General features: G+C 74.3%; 21 protein-coding genes. 10 read left to right on the top strand and 11 right to left on the bottom strand.

What is annotated here, in order from left to right; translation table 11 throughout:
- Window positions 1-54: 54 nt before the first annotated feature.
- Window positions 55-1,050: a ketopantoate reductase family protein gene (locus ACIO6U_RS16070; protein ID WP_401719397.1), complete on the bottom strand. Its 996-nt coding sequence runs from the start codon at window positions 1,048-1,050 to the stop codon at window positions 55-57.
- A 147-nt stretch (window positions 1,051-1,197) separates the two neighbouring features.
- Between ACIO6U_RS16070 and ACIO6U_RS16065 the strand changes: the two genes are divergently transcribed.
- Window positions 1,198-2,268: an RNA ligase (ATP) gene (locus tag ACIO6U_RS16065; RefSeq protein WP_401719394.1), complete on the top strand. Its 1,071-nt coding sequence runs from the start codon at window positions 1,198-1,200 to the stop codon at window positions 2,266-2,268.
- Window positions 2,269-2,388: 120 nt separating this feature from the next.
- On the opposite strand, the gene ACIO6U_RS16060 is transcribed toward ACIO6U_RS16065, so the two are convergent.
- Window positions 2,389-3,027 carry a GNAT family N-acetyltransferase gene (locus ACIO6U_RS16060; RefSeq protein WP_391051339.1) on the bottom strand — a complete coding sequence of 213 codons (639 nt, stop codon included), beginning with the start codon at window positions 3,025-3,027 and terminating at the stop codon, window positions 2,389-2,391.
- Between the two features lie 138 nt (window positions 3,028-3,165).
- Between ACIO6U_RS16060 and ACIO6U_RS16055 the strand changes: the two genes are divergently transcribed.
- A complete protein-coding gene (locus ACIO6U_RS16055) occupies window positions 3,166-3,597 on the top strand; it encodes an SseB family protein (protein WP_355339313.1) in 432 nt (143 codons plus the stop codon).
- An 81-nt stretch (window positions 3,598-3,678) separates the two neighbouring features.
- Here ACIO6U_RS16055 and ACIO6U_RS16050 read toward each other — a convergent pair whose 3' ends face one another.
- Window positions 3,679-5,145 (bottom strand): phosphatase PAP2 family protein, encoded by a 1,467-nt coding sequence (locus ACIO6U_RS16050; protein ID WP_355339316.1) that lies wholly within the window; start codon window positions 5,143-5,145, stop codon window positions 3,679-3,681.
- 270 nt (window positions 5,146-5,415) lie between these two features.
- Here ACIO6U_RS16050 and ACIO6U_RS16045 point away from each other — a divergent pair, with 270 nt between their 5' ends.
- The 3 genes from ACIO6U_RS16045 to ACIO6U_RS16035 all read left to right on the top strand — a co-directional run bounded on the left by ACIO6U_RS16045 (window position 5,416) and on the right by ACIO6U_RS16035 (window position 8,772).
- Window positions 5,416-6,042 carry an HAD family hydrolase gene (locus ACIO6U_RS16045; protein WP_355339527.1) on the top strand — a complete coding sequence of 209 codons (627 nt, stop codon included), beginning with the start codon at window positions 5,416-5,418 and terminating at the stop codon, window positions 6,040-6,042.
- A 163-nt stretch (window positions 6,043-6,205) separates the two neighbouring features.
- A complete protein-coding gene (locus tag ACIO6U_RS16040; RefSeq protein ID WP_401719389.1) occupies window positions 6,206-7,483 on the top strand; it encodes an aminotransferase class I/II-fold pyridoxal phosphate-dependent enzyme in 1,278 nt (425 codons plus the stop codon).
- Window positions 7,484-7,755: 272 nt separating this feature from the next.
- A complete protein-coding gene (locus ACIO6U_RS16035; RefSeq protein WP_401719386.1) occupies window positions 7,756-8,772 on the top strand; it encodes an MBL fold metallo-hydrolase in 1,017 nt (338 codons plus the stop codon).
- 89 nt (window positions 8,773-8,861) lie between these two features.
- Here ACIO6U_RS16035 and ACIO6U_RS16030 read toward each other — a convergent pair whose 3' ends face one another.
- Complete coding sequence (locus tag ACIO6U_RS16030; protein ID WP_391163714.1) at window positions 8,862-9,488, bottom strand: VTT domain-containing protein; 627 nt, start codon at window positions 9,486-9,488, stop codon at window positions 8,862-8,864.
- Complete coding sequence (locus tag ACIO6U_RS16025) at window positions 9,485-10,291, bottom strand: MBL fold metallo-hydrolase (protein WP_401719383.1); 807 nt, start codon at window positions 10,289-10,291, stop codon at window positions 9,485-9,487. Before ACIO6U_RS16025 ends, ACIO6U_RS16030 begins: the two co-directional genes overlap by 4 nt.
- 275 nt (window positions 10,292-10,566) lie before the next feature.
- Here ACIO6U_RS16025 and ACIO6U_RS16020 point away from each other — a divergent pair, with 275 nt between their 5' ends.
- A complete protein-coding gene (locus ACIO6U_RS16020) occupies window positions 10,567-12,681 on the top strand; it encodes an alkaline phosphatase family protein (RefSeq protein ID WP_391051487.1) in 2,115 nt (704 codons plus the stop codon).
- 22 nt (window positions 12,682-12,703) lie between these two features.
- Here ACIO6U_RS16020 and ACIO6U_RS16015 read toward each other — a convergent pair whose 3' ends face one another.
- Both ACIO6U_RS16015 and ACIO6U_RS16010 read right to left on the bottom strand, forming a co-directional pair.
- On the bottom strand, window positions 12,704-13,468 hold the full coding sequence (locus ACIO6U_RS16015) for an SDR family NAD(P)-dependent oxidoreductase (protein WP_401719380.1): 765 nt from the start codon (window positions 13,466-13,468) through the stop codon (window positions 12,704-12,706).
- Between the two features lie 77 nt (window positions 13,469-13,545).
- Window positions 13,546-14,127, bottom strand: a complete 582-nt coding sequence (locus tag ACIO6U_RS16010; protein ID WP_391163718.1) for a TetR family transcriptional regulator — start codon at window positions 14,125-14,127, stop codon at window positions 13,546-13,548.
- A 98-nt stretch (window positions 14,128-14,225) separates the two neighbouring features.
- On the opposite strand from ACIO6U_RS16010, the gene ACIO6U_RS16005 reads away from it, so the two are divergent.
- Window positions 14,226-14,948, top strand: a complete 723-nt coding sequence (locus tag ACIO6U_RS16005) for a Clp protease N-terminal domain-containing protein (protein ID WP_401719376.1) — start codon at window positions 14,226-14,228, stop codon at window positions 14,946-14,948.
- Between the two features lie 55 nt (window positions 14,949-15,003).
- On the opposite strand, the gene ACIO6U_RS16000 is transcribed toward ACIO6U_RS16005, so the two are convergent.
- Window positions 15,004-15,735, bottom strand: coding sequence for a class I SAM-dependent methyltransferase (locus ACIO6U_RS16000; protein WP_401719374.1), 732 nt, complete (start codon window positions 15,733-15,735; stop codon window positions 15,004-15,006).
- A gap of 464 nt (window positions 15,736-16,199) precedes the next feature.
- Here ACIO6U_RS16000 and ACIO6U_RS15995 point away from each other — a divergent pair, with 464 nt between their 5' ends.
- Window positions 16,200-16,946, top strand: a complete 747-nt coding sequence (locus tag ACIO6U_RS15995; RefSeq protein ID WP_401719371.1) for an SLATT domain-containing protein — start codon at window positions 16,200-16,202, stop codon at window positions 16,944-16,946.
- A 55-nt stretch (window positions 16,947-17,001) separates the two neighbouring features.
- On the opposite strand, the gene ACIO6U_RS15990 is transcribed toward ACIO6U_RS15995, so the two are convergent.
- On the bottom strand, window positions 17,002-18,828 hold the full coding sequence (locus tag ACIO6U_RS15990) for an AMP-dependent synthetase/ligase (RefSeq protein WP_401719368.1): 1,827 nt from the start codon (window positions 18,826-18,828) through the stop codon (window positions 17,002-17,004).
- 308 nt (window positions 18,829-19,136) lie between these two features.
- Window positions 19,137-20,006 carry a LysR substrate-binding domain-containing protein gene (locus tag ACIO6U_RS15985; protein WP_401719365.1) on the bottom strand — a complete coding sequence of 290 codons (870 nt, stop codon included), beginning with the start codon at window positions 20,004-20,006 and terminating at the stop codon, window positions 19,137-19,139.
- A 172-nt stretch (window positions 20,007-20,178) separates the two neighbouring features.
- On the opposite strand from ACIO6U_RS15985, the gene ACIO6U_RS15980 reads away from it, so the two are divergent.
- The gene (locus tag ACIO6U_RS15980) at window positions 20,179-21,273 is read left to right on the top strand and encodes a bile acid:sodium symporter family protein (RefSeq protein ID WP_401719752.1); all 1,095 of its coding nucleotides are present in this window, start codon (window positions 20,179-20,181) and stop codon (window positions 21,271-21,273) included.
- On the top strand, window positions 21,188-21,721 hold the full coding sequence (locus ACIO6U_RS15975; protein ID WP_401719362.1) for a DinB family protein: 534 nt from the start codon (window positions 21,188-21,190) through the stop codon (window positions 21,719-21,721). Before ACIO6U_RS15980 ends, ACIO6U_RS15975 begins: the two co-directional genes overlap by 86 nt.
- Window positions 21,722-21,786: 65 nt before the next feature.
- On the opposite strand, the gene fdhD is transcribed toward ACIO6U_RS15975, so the two are convergent.
- Window positions 21,787-22,632: a formate dehydrogenase accessory sulfurtransferase FdhD gene (gene fdhD / locus ACIO6U_RS15970; RefSeq protein WP_401719359.1), complete on the bottom strand. Its 846-nt coding sequence runs from the start codon at window positions 22,630-22,632 to the stop codon at window positions 21,787-21,789.
- Window positions 22,633-22,636 lie beyond the last annotated feature (4 nt).

The following is a 22,636-nucleotide window of genomic DNA, read 5'->3' as shown; positions in this document are numbered from 1 at the left end:
GGCGGTCCCGGCCGCACAGCCACTGCGGCCGACGTCCGTTGGCCGCCGCGCCGCCTACGCCCGGCTCGCGGCGACCAGCGCCGCCGTCTCGTCCGCCGTCAGGTCACCGGGGCGGCGGCCGTCGCGGGCGAAGGAGTTGGCGGTACGGCGCAGCGCCTCGTTGACGGGCGTCGGCACGCCGAAGCGGCGGCCCAGCAGCACGATCTCGCCGTTGAGGTAGTCGGCCTCGATGGAGCCGGTGCCCCGGGTGAGGCTCTGCCAGGACGAACCGCCGCCGCGCTCACCGCCGTTGACGGGCAGCAGCTCCACCCGGTCGCCGCGCACGCGGGCCTGCTCCTCCTGGCTGACGTGCGTGACACCGGCCGCGTCCAGCACCGCGACTCCTTCCGCGCGGGCCCGCTGATACACCTCGAACAGCGGCCCCTCACCGATCGGACCGGACACCGCCTCCAGGGAGTTGCCCAGATTCGACAGCAATTTGCCGTACTTCCACGCCATCACGTCCTGCGAGACCGGCGCCGCGAAGCCCGAGCCCTCAAGGTCGGCGGCGATCCGCCGCGTCGTGTCGTCCGCGCCCGACGGATAGCGGCCCAAGGTCAGAATCCCGGACAGCGGCGCACCCGGCGCCTGCACGACACCCGGCTCCAGGTGGGAGGCCGGCAGCCAGACGCACATCCCGTGCACGTTCGGGAAGTGGCGCAGCGCCAGCCGCTCGTTCTCGACCCCGTTCTGCGCGCACACCACGGCGGGACCGGCACCGTCCGACCCGACCCCGTACCCGTCCCACCGCGTCAGCACCGACGCCGTGTCCTGCGTCTTGACGCCCAGCACCAGCACGTCGTCGGGCCGCGCCCGCAGCGCCTCCGGCCCGTCCGCGACGGGCACGGGCAACGTCAGCGTGCGGTCCGGCAGTTCGAGCCGCAGGCCCCGCTCGCGCAGCGCGTCGAGATGGCCGCCGCGCGCCACCAGGACGACCTCGTGACCGCCGTCGAACAGCCGCCCGCCGATCGTGCCGCCGACCGCTCCCGCTCCGATGATGATGTATCGCACACCGAGAGACTCGCACACGCCCGCCCCGGTCCCCCCGCCGCACCGCGCCGAAAACCGGTGGCCGGGCGTTCGCGCCCCCCGCCACAGTGATCGTCGGGGAGAAGACCCGACCACCACCATCCGACCACCACATACGGGGGGACCGTCATGTCCACATTGCGCGTGACCGCGGAGCGGCTCACCATCCTCGACCACCCCAACGCCGACGCGCTCGAACTGGCGCAGGTCGGCCTCTACCGCGCCGTGGTCGCCAAAGGCGCCTACCGCAGCGGCGACTTCGCCGTCTACATCCCCGAACAGGCCGTGCTGCCCGCGCCGTTGATCACGGAGCTGGGCCTGACCGGCAGGCTGGCCGGAAGCGCCGCGAACCGCGTCAGGGCGGTCCGGCTGCGCGGCGAGCTGTCGCAGGGCATCGTCTGCCGCCCGGCCGCGCTCGACGGTACGGACCTGGAGCGGGCCGCCGCCGGGGGAGCGGACTTCGCCGAACGGCTCGGCATCGTCAAATGGGTGCCTCCGGTGCCGGTGTCGATGAGCGGCGACGTGGAGTCGGCGCCCGACCTGCTGCCCTGGATCGACATCGAGAACCTCAAGCGCTATCCGGACATCTTCGCGCCGGGCGACCCGGTCACCGTCACCGAGAAGCTGCACGGCACGGCCTGCTGCCTCACCTACTACGCGGACAGCGGCGCCGTGCACGTCACGTCCAAGGGCCTCGGCGGACAGCGCCTCGCCCTCACCGAGACCGACCGCAATCTCTACTGGCGCGCCGTCCTCGGCCACGGCCTGCCCGCCGTCGCGGCCCGGCTCGCCGAGCGGCTGGGCGCCGACCGGATCGGCGTCTACGGCGAGGTGTACGGCAGCGGTGTGCAGGATCTCGGCTACGGCGCCGACGCCCGCGCGCAGGGCGCGCCCGGTTACGCGGCGTTCGACGTGTGCGCGGACATCGGCGGGCGGGTGCGCTGGCTGGACGCCTTCGCGCTGCTGGCGGGCGAAGTGCCGCTGGTGCCCAAGCTGTTCGAGGGCCCCTTCGACCAGGAGGCGGTGCTGGCGCTGGCCCAGGGCACGGAGACGGTCTCCGGCCGCGGCCTGCACCTGCGCGAGGGCGTCGTGGTGCGCACGGCCGACGACCGCTACAGCGACGTGCTCGGCGGCCGGGCCATCGCCAAGGTCGTCAGCGACGCCTACCTGACCCGCAAAGGCGGCACGGAGTACGAGTGAGACCGGCCCCCGCGCGACCGCCGACCGCGTGGCCGCCGACCGCGTGACCGCCAGCCGCCGACCGTGGGCCGACGCCCTTCCCCGAACAGCGTCGGCCCACGGTCGGCCCACCCCGGACCGTCAGCCCGCCCCGACCCGTCCGGCCCCCGCCTCCGCGCCGCCCTCCAGCCGCGCCCGCAACCGCCGCTTCGCCTCCGGCCACTCCTCGGCCAGCATCGAGAAGAAGACGCTGTCGCGCCACGTCACACCGTCCGAGCGCAGCCGGTGGCGGCGCCAGACCCCCTCGCGGACCGCGCCGAGCCGCGCGATGGCCCGCTGCGACCTGATGTTGAGATGATCCGTCTTCCAGCAGATCCGCCCCATGCCCAGCTCCTCGAAGGCATGGCCCATCAGCAGCAGCTTGGCCTCGGTGTTGACCGGGGTCCGCCAATGGGCGCGGCCGTACCAGGTCCAGCCGATCTCCAGCCGCTCGTCCCTGGCGCTCACGTCGTGGTACGTCGTCCAGCCGACGGCCCGGCCGCCCGCCCGCTCCACGACGGCGAAGGCGAGACCGCCCGCGGCCTCCGCGTCGGCGGCGACCCGTACCGCGAGATCGCGCAGCTCGTCCTCGGTGCGCGGCGGCTCCACCGGCAGCCAGCGCCACACCTCCTCGTCACCGCCGCCCGCGGCGAACAGATCGGGCACATGGCCGGGAGCGAGCGGTTCGAGGCGGACGAAACGGCCTTCGAGCACCGTGTGAGCGGGGGTTCTGGCAACCATGGACGCACCGTAACCAGCGGCCAGCGGGTCCTGGCAACGCGATTTCACCTCGTGGACCGCATGCTCTCGGCTCAGCCGGGTACGTGCGGGGGATCCGAGCACCGTTGACGCCAGAAGCGGCGAGAGGAACCAGAAGCGATGACCGACATCACCCCCGACGGCCTCGACCCGGACAGCGGCCTGCCCCCGGCGCAGCGCGCGCTGCGCGAGATCGCCCACGGCAGCGAGAACGTCGTCGCCCTCAGCACGCTCGCGGTCAGCGAAGTCCTGCTGCCGGTGCCGGGCGTGGACGAGGACCCCAACGGCGGCGAGCCTCCCCGGCAGATCCAGCTCCCGGTGTACGAACAGGAGGACGGCCGCCAGCTCGTGCCCGTCTTCACCTCCGAGACCCGGATGGCCGAAGCGCTGCCCACGACCAGTCGCTACCGGCTGGTCCAGCTCGCCGTGCTCAGCGGCGCCTGGCCCTCCGACGAACTGATCCTGTCCATCGACACCGGCAGCCCCGACTCGCTGAGCATCTCGGGCGAAGGCGTTCGCGCCCTGGCCGGGCTGGTCGGCGGCCAGAACTGACCGCCGACCGCGCCGTCAACCCCGCCCGAGCCGCCTGAGGCGGCTCCGAGCAGGCCCCGGCACGCCCCCCCCCGGAACCGGTCAGCCCCGGTACACCACCAGGCCGCCGGGCACCTTGTCGAGCAGCAGCTCACCGGGCGCGGGTGCCACCTCACCGTCGTAGGCGAGGTGGACGCCCTCGCCGGGCAGCCGCAGCCGCAGCCGCCGTACGGTCGCCGACGTGTACACCGGCGACCGGGTCAGCACCCCGGTGAGGGCCGCGCCCAGCAGCCGGGTACGGGCGAAGGGCCCGCCGTCCACGATGCGCACGTCCAGCACGCCGTCATTGAGGTCGCGGCGGCGCACCGGGGCGAGCCCGACGCTGGAGTAGCGGCAGTTCCCCGCGAAGATCAGCCACACCGAGCGCGGCCGTCCGTTCACCTCGATGTCCACCGGCTCGCAGGTCCGCAGGACGTGCACGGCGGCCAGCACACTGGCGGGCCAGCTCCCCACCCGCCGCGACCAGCGCTCCCGTACCCGTACCAGCTCCGGGTACGACCCGATGCTGAAGGTGTTGAGGAAGGGCGCCGACTCGCTGTACGGCGAGTCCAGGCTGGTGTGCCGGGCCACGTCCACATTGGCCGCCCGGCCCGCCGCGACCGCCTTCGCGGTGTCCTCGACGGTCTCCAGGCCGAGGTCGAGCGCGAAGTGGTTACGGGTGCCGCCGGGGAAGACCGCCAGCGGCAGCCGGTGGCGCAGGGCGACGGCCGTGGCCAGGCACACCGTGCCGTCACCGCCGCACACCCCGAGCGCGCCGCCCTGCTCCACGGCCGTGCGCGCCGCCTTCTCCAGCATCTCCAGCAGGTCGTCGTCCTCGGTGCACTCACCGACCGACGCCTCGGGCAGCGCGGCGGCGATCCGGTCGACGGGCGCCGACAGCAGCGGCGGCGGCCCCGACGCGGAGTTCACCACCACGTGCAGCCCGCGGCCCTCGGGCAGCGACGGCACCTGCGCGTCGGCGCCCGGCTCCGGCTTTCCCGGAGCGGGCGGCACCAGGGCGCGTACGACGGCGGCGGCGCCAAGACCCAGGGCCGCGCCCGCCACCACGTCACTCGGATAGTGCACTCCGGTGTAGATCCGTGAGAAGGCCACGCTTGCGGCGAGCGGCGCGATCACCAGGCCCCAGCGCGGCGACTCGATCGCCATGCCCGCGGCGAAGGCGGCGGCCGAGGCCGCGTGGCCCGAGGGGAACGACGAGGTGATCGGCTGGCGGTGCAGCCGCCGTATGACCGGGACGGTGTCGAGTATCGGCCGTGACCGCCGTACCGCGCCCTTGCCCGCGGTGTTGACCGTCAGCGACGCCAGCGCCAGCGAGCCCAGTCCGCGCGCCGCCGCCCGGCGTCCGGTCCTGCCGCCGGTGGCCGCGACGCCCGCGGCGACGGCGAACCACAGCCGGCCGTGGTTCGCGGCACTGCTCAGCCGGGGCAGGACCGGCTCCGCGCCCGGCCAGTGGCGCTCCGCCACCTCGGCGAACAGCGCCTTGTCCCAGTTCTTCCAGGGATACGTCATGCGGGCCGGTTACCCACGCCCGGCCGCGGCACACCGCCTGATCAAGGCCGTTGCCGTTCCGTCACGGACGGCCGCCCGCGTATCCGCCGGTAACGCACTCGCGTACCCGCTCGCGGACCAACCGGTACCGCACCCGCGTACGCGCCCACGGACCCACCGGGACCGCACCCGCGCCGCCGCCCCCGTGTCCGCCGTCCACCGGCGCCGCCGCTGTAGTCTCACCGGGTGAACGAAGCTCACCCGCACACCCCTTGGCCAGAGCCGGAACTCGTGATCTTCGACTGCGACGGTGTGCTGGTCGACAGCGAGAAGATCGCGGTGAAGGTGGACGCGTTCGTGCTCGCCGCGGTCGGCTGGCCGCTGAGCGAGGCCGAGATCGTGGAACGGTTCGTGGGCCGCTCCTACCGCGACATGACCACCGCGATCGAGAAACACCTGGGCCGCTCCCTGCCCGAGGACTGGGACGCCCCCTACCGCCACCTCTACCAGGAGGCGTTCGACGCCGACCTGACCGAGGTCGACGGCATCACGCAGGCCCTGGACGCGCTCACCCTGCCGAGCTGCGTCGCGTCGAGCACCAGCCACGAGGGGCTGCGCCACACGCTTGGCCTCACCGGGCTCTACGAGCGTTTCGAGGGCCGGATCTTCAGCGCGAGCGAGGTCGAGCACGGCAAGCCCGCCCCCGACCTCTTCCTGCACGCGGCCCGCAGCCTCGGCGTCGATCCCGCGCGCTGCGTGGTCGTCGAGGACAGCCGGTACGGGGTGGCCGCCGCCCGCGCGGCGGGCATGCGCGCGTACGGCTACTGCGGCGGACTCACCCCTGCGGGCTGGCTCGAAGGCCCCGGCACGACGGTCTTCGACGACATGCGCGACCTGCCCGCACTGCTGCTGCGCTGAATGCGGGGCGCGCCGCCGCCTCCTCACCCGCGCGCTCGGCCGTCGGCCGCTCCACCGGCCGTTGCGTCGGATGCGGACCGCGCCGTTGCGTCGGATGCGGACCGCGCCGCCGCGGGAGAAAGTGGGCCCCAGGGGTGCCCACCTACGCAGCGGAGGTAACCGGATGCGGCTCGGCCCGCGGTACGACCTGCGACCCGACTCGGGACTGCCGCTGCCCGCGTACTGGCGGGAACGGACCGCCGACGCCCGGCCCGGCGCCGAGGTCCCGGGCGGCGGCCCGCGGCTGCTCGACGCCGCCTGCGGCTACTGGGCCCGGCGCGGCCTGCCCTGCCGCGCGGGCCACGTGCTCGCCGCGCCCGGCGCGGAGCCGCTGCTGTTCGCGCTGCTCGCCGCCGTCGACGGCGACCCGGTGCTGGCCCGCCCCGCCCCCGCGTGGCAGGCCCCGGTGGCCCGGCTGCTCGGCCGCCGGGTGCACACCGCGCCCACCCCGCCCGAGGGCGGCGTGCCCGACCCCTTCGCGCTGCTGGAGACCGTACGGCGGGCGCGCGCCGCGGGCGCCGACCCGCGGCTGCTGGTGCTGTCCGCCGCCGACGACCCGACCGGCACCGTCACCGCGCCCGAGCTGCTGCACGAGACGTGCGAGGCCGCGGCGGAGGCGGGGCTGCTGATCGTCTCCGACGAGACGTACTCCGACACGCTCCACCACCGCGACACGGTGCTGCTCAGCCCGGCCGAGATGCTGCCCGACCACACCGTCGTCCTGGCCGACCTGGGCGCCACGCTGGTCCCGGCCGCGGTGCCCGCCGCGCTCGCCCGCTTCCCCGCCACCGCCCACGGCGCGGCCTGGCGGGAGCGGGCCCTCGACGTACTCGCCGCGCTGCGCGCCGTGCTGCCCGCGCCGGTCGCCGCCGCCACCGGATACGTCCTCACCGAGCCCGCGGAGGTCACCGACCGCACCGCCGCGGCCAACCGGCTGCACGCGCGTACCGCCGCTGCCGCCTTCCGCGCGATCACCGGCGCGGGGGCGACCTGCCGTCCGCCGCGCGCCGGTTTCCAGCTCTATCCGACGCTGCCCGCGCCCGGCCTGGACGCCGCCGCGCTGGAGGAGCGGCTGACCGCGGCCCTCGGCTACCCCGTACTCGGCGGCCACCGCTTCGGCGACGACCCGGACGAGCCGCGCGTGCGGATCAGCACGGGTCACCTGCACGGCGCCACCGAGGACGAGCGCCGTGTCGCGCTGGCCGCGACCGACCCGCTCGCCGTCCCGCATGTCGTCGCCGCGCTGGCCTCGTTGGCCGTCGCCGTCAGCGGCCACGCCACCGGGTACCCGGAGGGCGAGTCGGGCCCCGCGGGCGGGGCGGTCGGCGAATCCGCGGGCATCGGTGAATCCGCCGACATCGGCGAATCGGCGGACACCGGATCGCGGGGGCGTGGGACCTGACCTATTTTTTGGGTAGGTCGATGAACGATGATCGGGGATCCGGTGGGTGCGAGCGGTGTTCGGGACGGCCGGGCGGGCCACACGCGTCTCGCCCACCCTCCCCACACCCTGTGCCGCGGCCACGGGTCCTGCCGGTCCCGTCGGGCTTCCCGGCCCGGCCGGAACCGCCGGGGCCGCCGCCCCGGCTCGAACCGCCGGGGCCGCCGCCCCGGCCCGCTGTTGCCCGGCGAGTGTCGCCGACGGCGCCGAGACCGTGACGGATGGGAGTCCCGATGACCGATCAGAGCGAGCGCACCCTCGCCGAGAGCGAGAGCACCCTCGCCGGTCCGCGTCCGCTGGGCGAGTTGAGGACCTGGCCCAAGTCGTTCGCCGACCGGCTGACGGACCCGCTGCCGGGGCTGCGCGACGTCCTGCGCTCGGTACGGGAACGCAGCATGCGCCCGCCGGCCGCCGCGCTCGCGCAGGTGCCGTCGCTGCCGGTCGAGCAGGGACCGCTGCCCGTGACGACGGCGGGCACGGTCAGCCTCACCTGGGTGGGACACGCGAGCTGGGTGATCGGCATCGGCGGGCTGACCGTGCTCACCGACCCCGTGTGGTCCCGCCGGATCCCCGGCACCCCGGCCAGGGTCACCCCGGTGGGCGTGCCCTGGGAGACGCTGCCCCCCGTGGACGCCGTCGTCATCAGCCACAACCACTACGACCACCTCGACGCGCCGACGCTGAAGCGGCTGCCGCGCGACACCGCGCTGTTCGTGCCCGCGGGCCTGGCCGCCTGGTGCCGCCGCCGAGGCTTCACGCGGGTCACCGAACTCGACTGGTGGGAGGCGGCGGAACTGGGCGGTGTCCGCTTCGACTTCGTCCCCGCGCACCACTGGAGCAAGCGCACGCTCACCGACACCTGCCGCTCGCTGTGGGGCGGCTGGGTGCTGACCGACGGCTCGGGGCGGCGCGTCTACTTCGCCGGGGACACCGGCTACGGCCACTGGTTCCGCGAGATCGGCCGCGCCCACCCCGGCATCGACCTCGCGCTGCTGCCGATCGGCGCCTACTCGCCGCGCTGGATGCTCAGCACCGTGCACACCGACCCGGAAGAGGCCGTACGCGCCTGCCTCGACGTGGGCGCGACCGCGATGGCGCCCATGCACTGGGCGACGTTCCTGCTCTCCGCCGAGCCGCCGCTGGAACCGCTCACCCGCCTGCACGCCGCGTGGGCCGCGACCGGCCGCCCCCGCGACGACCTGTGGGACCTGCCGATCGGCGGCTCACGGGTGCTGTCCGGCACGCCGTGAGGGCACGCCACGCCGAGGCACGGCACGCCGTGAGGGCAAGCCCGGCGGCCTGATCGCGGGACGGGCCGCCCCCGCTTGCGGCGCGCGGCCTACTTGCGGCGCAGCCGCCGCACGACCATGGGCCCCGCCGCGAAGGCGAACGTCAGCCCCACCGCGAGCGCCACCCCCTGCCACGGCTCGGGGAACAGCGACCCGCCCAGGATGCCGACCAGTTGATACGCCGCCGCCCACACCAGACAGGCCGGGATGTCGCCGCGGACGAACCGCCGCAGCGACATCTCGCCCAGCAGGCACGCCACCATCACCGGGATACGGCCCGCCGGGATCAGCCGGGACAGCACCAGGACGGCCGCGCCGTGCGCGTCCAGCCGGTTCTGCGCCTTCTCCAGCGTCGTGTTGTCCACCCGGTCCTGGAGCCGGTGCAGCCAGCGCGAGCCGTTGCGGGACCGCACCCCGCGCAGGCCGAGCCAGTACAGCGCCACGTCGCCGAGGAAGGCGGCGAAGGACGACACGAGGAACACCCCGAGCAGCGCGAGCGGGGGTTGCGACTGGTGGAAGGCGACGACGGCCGCGCTGGAGACCACCGCGCCGGTCGGCACCACCGGCACCAGCGAGCCGAGCGACACCAGCAAAAACAGCGACGGATAACCTATGGCCTGCTGCGTGGTCTCGGACGCGGGGGAATTGGCGGCGGCCGACGCCAGGAAACCGATCACCCGCGGCTCTCCCGCCCGGCGTCCTCGACCAGCACCGACTGCCCGTGGTCGAGCCGGTGCACCGACACCCGCGGGGCCAGCCGGGCGGCGATCCGCACGAACTCCTCACCGGGCGTGTGGAATTCGTGCGGCCGTACCGCGTCCATGCCGATCGGCCAGAATGTGCCGTAGTGCACCGGCACCGCGGCTCGCGGCTCCAGATCGGCCAGCACCCGCGCGGCCCGCGCCGCGTCCAGATGCCCGTGCCCGAGGAAGGGGCCCCAGCCGCCGACCGGCAGCAGCGCCACGTCGCAGGGGCCGACCGTGTCGGCCAGCCCGTCGAACAGCCCGGTGTCCCCGGCGAAGTACGTGCGCGCGGCCCCCTCCATCACATAGCCGAGCGCGGGGGAGCGCTCAGGCCCGTACGGCAGCCGCCGTCCGTCGTGCGCGGCGGGCACCGCCCTGACCGTCAGCTCCCCGCCGTCCGCGCCGCCTACCAGGAGCGAGTCGCCCGCGCCGACCTCCACCAGCCGCAGCCGGTCACGCAGCCGCCGCAGCCCCGGCACCGCGGCGACCGCGCCGCGCGGCAGGACCACGGTGGTGCCCGCCGCCAGCCGCCGCACCGAGTCCAGGTGCAGGTGGTCGGCGTGCAGATGAGAGATGAGTACGGCGTCGGCCGCGGTCGCCGACGCGGGCGGTACGGCGCCGCGCCGTCTGCGCAGATGGGCGAGCCGCCGGGTGAACAGCGGGTCGGTGAGCACCCGTACCCCGGAGTCCCGCACGGTCACCGTGGCATGACCCCACCACGTGATCTCCACCGCCACCGCGCCCGTCCTTTCCCGGCATCCGTCCAGGGCGCCCGTATCGCACACACGCGTCGCACCTCCCCGGTCAGGGGACTCGTACCGTGCCCGCGCACACCCTCGCAGGCCCGAGCGTATGCCCTGCCGAGGGCCGGGCCCGGCGCGCGCCCCGACGGGGCGCCGGGACGCGGCGGGCGGTATGGCACTGTGGAGGTGTGCCGCAGCCTGCGAAGAGACGGGAACGGGCCGTCGGCCGGAGCGTGGTGAGGGCCGTCGGCCGGGTGCTCGCTGTGTGGATGGTCTCCAGCGCGACCCTGGCCGTACTCGCCTGGGTGCTCCCCGACTTCCGCCTCGAGGCTCCCAACGGCGACAGCCCCACCCAGATCGCGGTGACCTCGGCGATCGGCGCGGGCGCCTTCGGCGTACTGAGCGCTCTCGTGTGGCCGCTGCTGGTCCGCGCCCTGCTGCTCGTGCCCGCCCTCGTGCTCGGCGCCCTGGTCTTCTTCCTCAACGGCTCGCTGCTGCTCGTCGCCCTGCGCTTCACCCCCGACGGCCGCGGCCAGGTCGCCCCGGCCACCGCCGTGGTGATCGCCGCCGTGATGTCCGCGACGTCCTCCGCCACCAGCACCGCCCTCGCGGTACGGGACGACGCCGCGTACGGCCGCAGGCTCGCCCGGCTCGCGGGCCGCAGAACCCGCGCGAGCGACCCGCCGCTGCCGACCACGCCCGGCACGGTCTTCCTGCAACTCGACGGCGTGGGCCACGACGTGCTGCGCGACGCCCTCACCTCCGCGCCGCCCGCGATGCCGACCCTGGCCGGCTGGCTCGGCACCACCCACCGGCTCACCCCGTGGCGCACCGACTGGAGCAGCCAGACCGGCGCGAGCCAGCTCGCCATCCTGCACGGCACGAACCACGACGTGCCCGCCTTCCGCTGGTTCGAGAAGGAGACCGGCCAGCTGATGGTCTGCAACAGGCCCTCCAGCGCCGCGGAACTGGAGCGCCGCGCGGTGGCCCGGACCGGCTTTCGCGGCCTGCTCGCCGAGGACGGCGCCAGCCGCGGCAATCTGTTCACCGGCGGCGCGGAACAGTCCGCGCTGGTGATGTCGGTGGCGGCCCGCCGCGACAAGTTCAGCCGCTCCAGATCCGGCTACTTCGCCTACTTCTCCGACCCGGCGAACGCGGTGCGCACCGCCTGGTCGTTCAGCGCCGAGGTGTGCCGCGAGATCGGGGAGTCGACGGCGTCGCGGCTGCGCAGGGACCGGCCCCGGATCAAGCGCGGCGGCCTCTACCCGCTGCTGCGCGCCTTCGCCACTGTCGTGGAACGGGACGTGGCCGTGGCCGCCGTCATCGGCGACATGCTGGCCGGAAGGACCGCCGTCTACGCGGACCTCGTGGCGTACGACGAGGTCGCCCACCACTCGGGCCCGCGCAGCAAGGACGCGCGCAAGGTGCTGGGCCGGCTCGACCGCTCGGTGGCGCTGATCGCCGACGCCTCGCGGTACGCGCCCCGGCCGTACCGCATCGTCCTGCTGTCCGACCACGGGCAGAGCGAGGGCGAGACCTTCGAGAGCGCGTACGGGGTGACCTTCCGCGAACTGGTGCGGGCCGGTTGCGGGCTGGCCGGGACCGAACGGCAGGCCAGGCGGCGGGCGGCGCGCGGCGCCGAGGCGCGGGCGGCGGCCCGCACCGCCCTGCGCCGCCCCGAGCAGGAGCGGCGGGCGCAGGAGGAGGCCGAGTGCGCGGGGCCCGCGTCGCAGCCGGTCGTGCTGGCCTCGGGCAACCTCGGGCTCGTCGCCTTCCCCGAGATCGAGGGGCGGGCCACGCTGGAGGAGATCGACCGCCGCTCGCCCGCGCTCCTCGACGCGCTCACCGGGCACCCCGGTATCGGCTTCGTGCTCGTGCACAGCGCCGAGCGCGGTCCGCTCGTGCTGGGCCCCGACGGCTCGCAGCGCGAGCTGGCCACCGGGCGGATCAAGGGCGACGACCCGCTCGCGCCCTTCGGCGAGGGCGCCGCGGACGCCGTGCTGCGGGCGGACGGCTTCCCCCACATCGCCGACCTCATGGTCAACTCCGCCTGCGATCCGCGCTCCGGAGCCGTGCACGCCTTCGAGGAACAGGCCGGTTCGCACGGGGGCCTGGGCGGCCCGCAGAGCCACCCCTTCCTCCTGACCCCCGTCGAACTCCCCGTGCCGCCCGCCCCCCTCGTCGGAGCCGAGGCCCTGCACTCCCTGCTGCGCACATGGCTCACCCCGCCGCGCCCCGCCTCATCCCAGGAGAAGCGGCCCGGCGAGGAGCGATCCCGCGAGGAACCCACCCACCAGGAACCCACCCACCAGGAACCCATCCACCAGGAACCCATCCACCAGGAACCGGTTCGCGAGGAACCGACCCGCGCGACGACGGCGTGAACCGACCTGACGCCGCCGCCGGTCAGGCCGTGGCGCCGCCGTCGATCACCAGGTCGGTGCCCACGGTGGAGGTGGCCGCGGGGGAGGCGAGGTGGAGGACGGCGGCGGCGATCTCGGCGACGCTGGACGCGCGGCCGAGGGGGATCTGGGCGCGCAGGCGGGCGGCCTTGGCGGCGGGGGTCTCGCCGGGGCGCGAGGACATGGGGGTGTCGACGGCGCCGGGGCTGACGGCGTTGATCCGGACGCCGTCGCCGATGTGGTCGAGGGCGGCGGCGCGGGTGAGGGCGCTGACGGCGGCCTTGGCCGCGGTGTACGCGCCGAGGCCGGGAACGCGGCGGTGGGCGCCGATGTTGGAGGCGACGTTGACGACGGCGCCGCCGCCGTGCGCCCGCATGTAGCCGATCTCGTACTTCATGGAGAGCCACAGCCCGGTCAGGTTGGTGTCGAGGCTGTGCCGCCAGTCGGCCTCGGATATGTCGGCGACCGGGGCGGGAGGGGTGATGACGCCGACGTTGTTCACGGCCACGTCGAGGCCGCCGAAGCGGGCCGTCACGGCGTCGACCAGGCGCTCGACGTCCGGCGCGACGGTGATGTCGGCGGGTACGGCGGCGGCCTCGCCGACACCCTCGGCCGCGATGAGGGCGACCGTCTCCTCGAGGGTCCGCTCACTCCGCCCGGCGACGGCGACGCGGGCGCCCGCACGGGCGAAGGCGAGCGCGACGGCCCGCCCGATACCGCTGCCGCCGCCGGTGACGAGGACGGCCCTGCCAGTGAAGGTGTCGGGCATGACGGCTCTCCAGATGCCTTGGGTGCCTACGGGAATGAGAACGATCGGTCGCGAAAAGGGGGCTCCGACCCGTCCGGTCAGTCGAGCAGGGCCAGCGCCTGCGCCGCGGCGTCGCGCGGGCGTTCCGGGTCGCCGCCGGCCTTGCCGACCACGCGGATCCCCTGGAGCAGCACCAGGAGCATGCGGGCCAGCGCCCGCGGGTCCCGCCCGGCGGGCAGCTCGCCCTGGGCGCGGGCCCGCAGCAGCGCCGAGGTCAGCCCGGCCTCCAGCAGGTCCCAGCTCGCCTCCACCCGGCGGGCCGCGGCCCGGTCGTGCGGGGCCAGCTCCACCGCGGTGTTGGTCATGAAGCAGCCGCGCCGCAGTTCGTCGCGCGCGGACTCCTCGGCGAAGCGGGTCACCACCGCCCGTACCCCCGGCAGCGCGGGCCCCGGCTGTGACAACTCCTCCAGCAGCCGCGGGTCGCACAGCTCGCCGTAGCGGCGCAGCGCCAGTAGATACAGCTCGTGCTTGCTGCCGAAGGTGGCGTAGACGCTCGCCCGCGCGATGCCCAGCGCCTCGACGAGGTCGGCCATCGACGTGGCCTCGTAACCGCGCCGCCAGAACAGCTCAAGTGCCGCCTGGAGCGCCGTGTCCGGGTCGAATTCCTTGCTCCTCGCCATGCCGATGACCCTAGGGTCAATGAGAACGATCGGTCAAGAAAGAGCCAATCGTCAACTAAAGGTTGACGATCGAGGAATCGTCAACCTAAAGTTGACGCATGACCCGACACCCGGTACGACTCGACGACCTCATCGACTACGTCAAGGAACAGCACCCCGGCAGCGAACCGCTCGAAGACCTCCAGCACGCGGTGGCCGTCGCCACCCACGTCGGCGAAATCGCCGACCACCTCATCGGCCACTTCGTGGACCAGGCCCGCAGGGCGGGCGCCTCCTGGACCGACATCGGCCAGCACATGGGGGTGAGCAAGCAGGCCGCGCAGAAGCGGTTCGTGCCCAAGGTCCCCGAGGACCTGGAGTATCTGAGCGTGGAGGCGGGCTTCAACCGCTTCACCGCGCGCGCCCGCAAGACCGTCGCCGCCGGACAGGAGGAGGCCCGTGGCGCCAGGCACAGCGCCGTGGCACCCGAGCACCTGGTCCTCGGCCTGCTGGACGAGCCCCACGGCCTCGCCGCCCTGTGCTTCGGCGCCCTCGGCGTCAGCGCGGAAGCCGTCCGCGCCGCCGTTTCCACCCCCGGCACCGAGGAAGAGCCCCTCAAGGGCAACCTCCCGGTCAGCCCCGCCGCCAAGAAGACCCTCCACCTGGCGCTGCGCGAGGCCCTGCGGCTCGGCCACAACTACATCGGCACCGAACACATCCTGCTCGGCGTCCTCAGCGACGACCAGGAACCTGCCGCCAGAGCGCTCGCCGGCCTCGGCGTCACGCACGAGGCGGCGGAGGCGTGGACCCTCGCGAGCCTGGCCGACCTCGCCAAGGAGTGACCGGCACGGCCGCCCGGCGCCGGCCGGCCCTCCCCGGGCGGTCCGGCGTCGCCCCTCAGCTCTCCTTGCGCAGCGCCAGCAGCCGGTACACCGGGTCGGGGCGCGGCACCTGCTGGCCGGGAAGCAGCGCCAGCCGCCGCACCAGCGCGCCGGCCTGCTCGTCGTCCAGCGCCAGCGCCGACGCGTAGTAGCCGCGCTCCAGATCCCCGGCGGTCCGCTCGGGGGAGCGGCCCTGCCCGTGGCCGGTGAAGCGCGCCTCGCCCGCCCTGCGCAGCCCGTGCTCCGAGGCGACGGCCAGGATCCGCGGGGCCGCGTCGTACGCCTTCCGCACCCGGTACGGCGCCAGCAGTTCGTCCACGTCGCTGTTCATGTCGTGGCCCGAGTCCTTGTCGACCGTCGTCACGAACACCCCGCCGGGCCGCAGTACGCGGGCGCACTCGGCGACCACCGCGGGCGCGTCCGGCAGCAGGTGCAGCAGCCACACCGCGCTCACCGCGTCCAAGGACGCGTCGGAGAAGGGCAGCCGATGGCAGTTGCCCAGCACCACCGAGGCACCGAGGCGCTCGGCGGCCACCTGGGCCATGCCCTCGGAGGAGTCGACGCCGAACACCCGCAGTCCCGGCCGGTCGAGCAGCCCGGTGACCAGACCCGTACCGCAGCCGATGTCCAGCAGTGTGCCCGCGCGTTCGGGCACCAGGGCGAGGATCGCGCGGGCCGCTGACCGGGCCCGCGGCACACCGCCGCGCGTGGCGTCGTAACGCGCCGCCTCCACGTCGTAGTCCAGCATGTGCGAAATGCTAGAGGCCCCAGGTGAACAGGGGTTCACCCGGGACCTTGCGCGCCGGTTACGTGGTGAGGCCAGTGTTACGTCTGGCCGAAGGGTCCGGATCCGGCCCGAGGCGGGTGCCGTTGTCCGGATTCACCGGTTCCGCGCGGCCGGGCGCGACCGGCCCGAGCACGGCGCGCTCCAGCGCACCGCAGGTGCCGCCGACCGCCCGTCCCCCGCACGGCGCGGACGGGCGCGGCGGGAACCGGACACCGCGATGGCTCGCGCACGCCCTTCGGCCCCACGTCCCGTCAGCGCGCCGCACGTTTCCGTATACGCGTCACACGGCGCCCCTCGGGCTCGGTGGGGGCCCTGCGGGGCTTGTGAGTGCGGAATCCCACGGCTCGGCGGTGAACCCGCCCTGAGAAACGGCGCGTTACCGCGACCGGACGTGACGGCGGCGCGGCAGCCGGTAGCCTCGCCGGATGACTGAGCTGGACGGCGGCGGTACGCCGACGGGCGCGTCCGGGACCGGGCGGCGGCAACGGCAGGCCCGCGATCTGGGCGGCAGGCCCTTCCCCGACATCGCGGTCGAAGGACCGGACGGGCAGCGCGAGGCGCTGGCGCGGCTGCGCGCCTGGGCCGAGCAGGAGGCGCAGGACGCCATCGACTGGTACCAGCGCGACAAGCGGCGCAAGCGCACCGCCTCCCGCACGCTCCAGGCGCTGGCCATCGCCCTCGCGGTGGCCGGTACGGCCGTGCCGCTGGCCACCGCGGCGAGCGGCGGCTCCGGGCAGGGCTGGGGATACGTCCTGCTCGCCCTCGCCGCGGGCTGCAAGGGATTCGACCACTTCTTCGGGCTGTCGGCGGGCTGGATGCGGGACATCACCGTCGCCCACGCGCTGCGCGGCGAGCTGAACGCCGTACGCCTCGAATGGGCCGCCGACGTGCTGCGGGCCGGGCCGGGAGGAGCCGCCGCCCGTACCTCGGGACCGCTCGAACCGGCCGAGGTCGAGCGCCAGTTGGCCCTCATCGCCCGGCTCGTCACGACGGTGCGCGGCCACGTCGAGTCCGAGACCGTCGACTGGCGTACGGACCTGAGCGCGCGCATCCGGCAGCTCAACGAGGCGGACGGCGGCCTGTCAGGCGCGGCGGTACCGGCCGCACCAGGCGGACCGGGCGGCGCGTCCGGGGGCCCGGCCGCATCCGGCGACCGGCAGCCCCTGGCGTAGGGCCAGCCCCTGACGTGGGCTCCCTGACGCAGGCCCGGCGGGCCGGGCTCCCGCCTCAGCCCCGGTAGAGCGCCTCGATCTCCCGCGCGTACGCGTTCTCTATCGCCCGCCGCTTCAGCTTCAGCGACGGCGTCAAGGTGCCGCGCTCCTCCGAGAACGGCACCGCCAGGATGCGGAAGGTGCGGATCGACTCGGACTGCGAGACAAGGGTGTTCGCGGCGACCACGGCCCGCCGGATCTCCGCCTCCAGGTCCGGGTCGTGCACCAGCTCGGTGGCGGGCAGATTCGGCTTGCCGCGCATCCGCAGCCAGTGCTCGACGGCCTCCCGGTCGTAGGTGATCAGCGCGGCGACGAAGGGCCGGTTGTTGCCCACGGCCACGCACTGCGCGACCAGCGGGTGCGCCCGGACCCGCTCCTCCAGCGCGACCGGCGACACGCTCTTGCCGCCGCTGGTCACCAGGATCTCCTTCTTGCGGCCGGTGATCGTCAGATAACCGTCCTCGTCGAGCGCGCCCAGGTCACCGGTGGCGAGCCAGCCGTCCCGCAGTACTTCCTCGGTGGCCTTGGCGTTGTTGAGGTAGCCGTGGAAGACCTGGCCGCCGCTCAGCCAGATCTCGCCGTCGTCGGCGATGGCCACGGTGGTGCCGGGCACCGGCTGGCCGACGGTGCCGAAACGCGTCTGCTCCGGCGGGTTCGCGGTCGCGGCGGCCGTCGTCTCGGTCAGGCCGTAGCCCTCGTAGATCGTGACGCCCGCGCCGGAGAAGAACAGGCCGAGCCGCCGGTCCATCGCCGAGCCGCCCGAGATACCGTGCCGCACCCGGCCGCCGAGCGCGTCGCGGACCTTGCTGTAGACCAGCTTCTCGTAGAGCTGGTGCTGCATCCGCAGGCCCGTGCTCGGACCTGGCCCGGTGCCGAAGGCCCGCGCCTCCACCGCCTCCGCGTACCGCACCGCGACGTCGACCGCCTTCTCGAACGGCCCGAGCCTGCCGCCCGCCTCCGCATTGCGGCGCGCGCCCTGGTAGACCTTCTCGAAGACGTACGGCACGGCCAGGACGAACGTCGGCCGGAAGGCGGCGAGGCTCGGGATGAGTTCGGCGGCCGTCATGCTCGGCTGGTGGCCGAGGCGGATCCGGTGCCGTACCGCGGCGACCTCCACCATGCGGCCGAAGACGTGCGCCAGCGGCAGGAAGAGCAGTGTGGACGGCTCCTCGCCCGGCTTGCTCCGGAAGACCGGCTCCCAGCGGGCCACCACGTTCTCGGTCTCCGCCATGAAGTTGGCGTGCGTGAGGACACAGCCCTTGGGCCGCCCGGTGGTGCCCGAGGTGTAGATGACGGTGGCGACGGCGTCGGGTGTGACGGCGAGGCGGTGCCGCTCCACGACCTCGTCGCCGATCTGCCGCCCGGCCTCCGACAGTTCGCTCACGCAGTCGGAGTCGAGCTGCCACAGCCGGGTCAGCGCGGGCAGTTCGTCCACGGCCGCGCCGATCGTCATGGCGTGGTCCTCGTGCTCCACGACCGCCGCCACCGCGCCCGAGTCGTGCAGCATCCACCGCACCTGCTCGGAGGAGGAGGTCGGATAGACCGGTACGGACTGGGCGCCGATCGCCCACAGCGCGAAGTCGAACAGCGTCCACTCGTACCGGGTACGGGACATGATCGCGACCCGGTCGCCGAACCGTACGCCCTCGGCCAGCAGCCCCTTGGCCACCGCGAGCACCTGGTCGCGGAATTCGCTCGTCGTCACGTCCTGCCAGACGCCGTCCTCGTCCGCGCGGCCGAACACCACCTTGTCGGGGGCCTGCCGTGCGTTGCCGAACACGGCATCCGCCAAACCTCCGGCCTGTGGCGTCGTGGCCATGGGGGGGACGGTGAACTCGCGCAACGGGTGCTCTCCTCATACCGCACAGTGCGGGGCCCGTAAGCTATCCGATCCGCCGCACGGGCGGGAGGGCCGTGACAGACCCGTGTTATCGGACATCTGTGCTGGTGGCGGGCGTATGACCGCGTCTCACAAGGGAGTCGTGCCCACGCGGCCGTTTCCGATGCTTCCGCCGCCGTACTTTTATCTCCACCAAATCTGCGCCGACCGGTCACTGGCGCTCCACTGTCCCAGGGGCCACGTGCGCCCCGCGCCCGGCCCCGCCCGCGGCTCCGCGTCGTTCGGCCCCGCGTCATCCGCCCCGCGCCTGGTCAGGACAGCGGCTTGTGCAGCCGGTCGCCGCCCGCGAGGATCGCCGCGGCCAGCGCGTCGGCCGCGTCCTGGGCGCGGGCCTGCCGCCGCCCGTGCAGCAGGACGAAGTCCACCGCGCCCAGTTCCGGCAGCCCGGACCGGGCGGGCAGCCGTACCAGCCCGGCGGGCACCAGGCCCTGCGCGTGCGCCATCACGCCGAGGCCCGCGCGGGCCGCCGCGACCAGACCGCTGAGCGAGGCGCTGGTGCACGCCACCCGCCAGGGCCGCCCGTCGCGCTCCAGTACCTCCAGCGCGCGGGCGCGGGTGATGCCGGGCGGAGGGAAGGCGATCAGCGGCACCGGACGGTCCGGGTCCAGGCGCAGCCGCTCGCCGCCGATCCACACCAGCTTGTCGCGCCACACGAGCCGTCCGGGGCCGTTCGGCCCCTGCCGCTTGGCCAGGCACAGGTCGAGCCGTCCCGCGTCGAGCCACTGGTGGAGGGTGCCGGACAGTTCGACGGTCAGCTCCAGGTCGACCTCGGGGTGCTCACGCCTGAAGCCCTCCAGGATCTCCGGCAGCCGGGTCAGCACGAAGTCCTCCGAGACGCCGAAGCGCAGCCGTCCGCGCAGCCGGGTGCCGGTGAAGAAACCGGCCGCGCGCTCGTTCGCCTCCAGGATCGTCCGGGCGAAGCCGAGCATGGCCTCGCCGTCCTCGGTCAGCTCCACGCCGTGGGTGTCGCGGGCGAAGAGCCGGCAGCCCGCCGCCTCCTCCAGGCGCCGCACATGCTGGCTCACCGTGGACTGCCGCAGCCCCAGCCGCTGCGCGGCCTGCGTGAAGCTCAGCGTCTGCGCCACGGCGAGGAAGGTCCGCAGCTGCACGGGATCGAACATGCCCGCCAGTCTAGTCCGGCTATCGCGTTCCGTGATGACAGTGAGTACGGCAACCGGGCTTCCCGATCGCCGACGCCCCGACGATGCTGGAGCGGTGCCATCAGATACCGCGCCGCAGGACCCGCCAGACACCGCGCCGCAGGCCGCCGCGACGGACACCGCGCCGCAGGCCGTGACAGATACCGCGCCGCGGGCCCCGAAGCGGTCGAGGCTGCTCAAGCGGCTGCCCGTCGACCCGTACATCGCGGCCCTGCTCGCCACCGTGGCCTTCGCCGCGCTGCTGCCCGCGACCGGGACCGCCGCGCACACCGCGAGCCGTGCCAGCAACGGCGCGGTCGCGCTGCTCTTCTTCCTCTACGGCGCCCGGCTGTCCACCGGCGAGGCGCTGACCGGGCTGCGCCACTGGCGGCTGCACCTCACCGTGCTCGCCGCCACCTTCGTCGCCTTCCCGCTGCTGGGCCTGGCCGCCCGCGGCCTGGTCCCGTACGTCCTGGCGCCGCAGCTCTACCCCGGCTTCCTCTTCCTGTGCCTGCTGCCGTCCACCATCCAGTCCTCGATCGCGTTCACCTCGATCGCCCGCGGCAACGTCGCCGCCGCCATCTGCGCCGGGTCCTTCTCCAGCCTCGCCGGGATCGTCCTCACCCCGCTGCTGGCCGCGGCCCTCATCGGCGGCGACTCCGGCGTCGACGCGCACGCGCTGCTCGACATCTCCCTCCAACTGCTCGCGCCCTTCGTCGCCGGGCAGGTGCTGCGCCGCTGGATCAACGGGTTCCTCACCCGGCACCGCAAGGTGCTCGGCTACGTCGACCGCGGGTCGATCCTGCTGGTCGTCTACACCGCCTTCAGCGCGGGCATGGCCGAGGGCATCTGGCACAAGGTCCCGGTGCCGCGGCTGGCGGAACTGCTCGTCCTGGAGGCGGTGCTGCTCGCTCTGATGCTCGGTCTCACCTCCTTCGGCGCGCGCCGCCTCGGCTTCGGCCGGGCCGACCGGATCACCATCGTCTTCGCCGGGTCCAAGAAGAGCCTGGCGTCCGGACTGCCCATGGCCACCGTGCTGTTCGGGTCCGGCGCCGGGCTCGCCGTACTGCCGCTGATGCTCTTCCACCAGATGCAGCTCATGGTCTGCGCGGTGATCGCGAAACGCTGGGCACGCAAGCCCGACCCGGAGGTAGCGTGGCGCGATGACCAGGACGACGACGCCACGCGACCAGCCGGACCCGCCGCCGCTCCGCGGCGACCTGCGCCCGCCGGGGCTGAACGCGGATGAGCCGACGACGCTGCTGAGCTTCCTCGACTATCTGCGGGAAGCCGTCGTCGCCAAGGCGGAAGGCGTGCCGGACGAGGTCGCGAAGGCGCCGGGCGTCACCTCGGGCACCAGCCTCCTCGGCCTGGTCAAGCACCTCACGGCCGTCGAGTTCAACTGGTTCGTCTGGGCCTACGAGGGCGCCGACCTCCCGCTGCGGGACGACGAGATCCCGCCGTCCGACGACGAGAGCGGCGCCGAACTGATCGCCGCATACCGCGCCGCCGCCCTGCGCAGCAACGAGACCGTCGCCGCCTGCGCCGACCTCGAACGCCCCGGCGCCCGCTCCCTGCGCGAGACCCCGCCGCCGTCCCTGCGCTGGGTGCTGGTCCACATGATCGAGGAGACGGCGCGGCACGCGGGCCACGCCGACATCATCCGCGAGCGGTACGACGGGGACGTCGGCCGCTGACGGCCCTGTTCAGCGGATCACCCGATGAGCCGGTGACCTGATGAGCCGGTGGCCCGATTACCAGGTCACCCGGTGTGCTCCGCCGCGAGCGCGATACGGGACTCGCCCGCGTACACGTTCATGGAGTTGCCGCGCAGGAAGCCGACGAGGGTGAGACCGGACTCCGCGGCCAGATCGACGGCGAGCGAGGAGGGGGCGGAGACGGCGGCCAGTACGGGGATGCCCGCCATCACGGCCTTCTGCGCCAGTTCGAACGAGGCGCGGCCCGAGACCATGAGGATGCGTCCCGCCAGCGGCAGCCGGCCCTCGCGCAGCGCCCGGCCGACCAGCTTGTCCACCGCATTGTGCCGCCCCACGTCCTCCCGCGCGTCCAGCAGCTCGCCGTGCTCGTCGAAGAGGGCGGCGGCGTGCAGCCCGCCGGTGCGGTCGAACACGGCCTGCGCGGCGCGCAGCCGGTCGGGCAGCGAGGACAGCAGCGCCGGGGTGAGCCTGGGGGAGTCCGGATCGGTGATCGGCAGCCGCGTCGCCGTACGCACCGCGTCCAGGCTGGCCTTGCCGCACAGCCCGCAGGACGACGTCGTATAAACGTTCCGCTCCAGCGAGATGTCCGGAAGCGGGACACCGGGCGCGAGCTGGACGTCCACGACGTTGTACGTGTTCACGCCGTCCGCGGTGGCGCCCGCGCAGTACACCACCGACCTGACGTCGTCGGCCGCGGCGAGCACGCCCTCGCTGACCAGGAAGCCGGTGGCCAGCGCGAAGTCGTCGCCGGGCGTGCGCATCGTGATGGCGAGCGGCTTGCCGTTCAGCCGGATCTCCAGCGGCTCCTCGGCCACCAGCGTGTCCGCGCGGTGCCCCGCCACGCCGTCCCTGATCCGCAGTACGCGGCGCCGCTCGGTGACCCGTCCCATGCCT

The organism is Streptomyces sp. NPDC087422, assembly GCF_044744145.1.
Taxonomy (GTDB): Bacteria; Actinomycetota; Actinomycetes; order Streptomycetales; family Streptomycetaceae; genus Actinacidiphila.
Note: the sequence above shows the minus strand (reverse complement) of the source record. Positions and strands in the feature narration are given on the sequence as shown.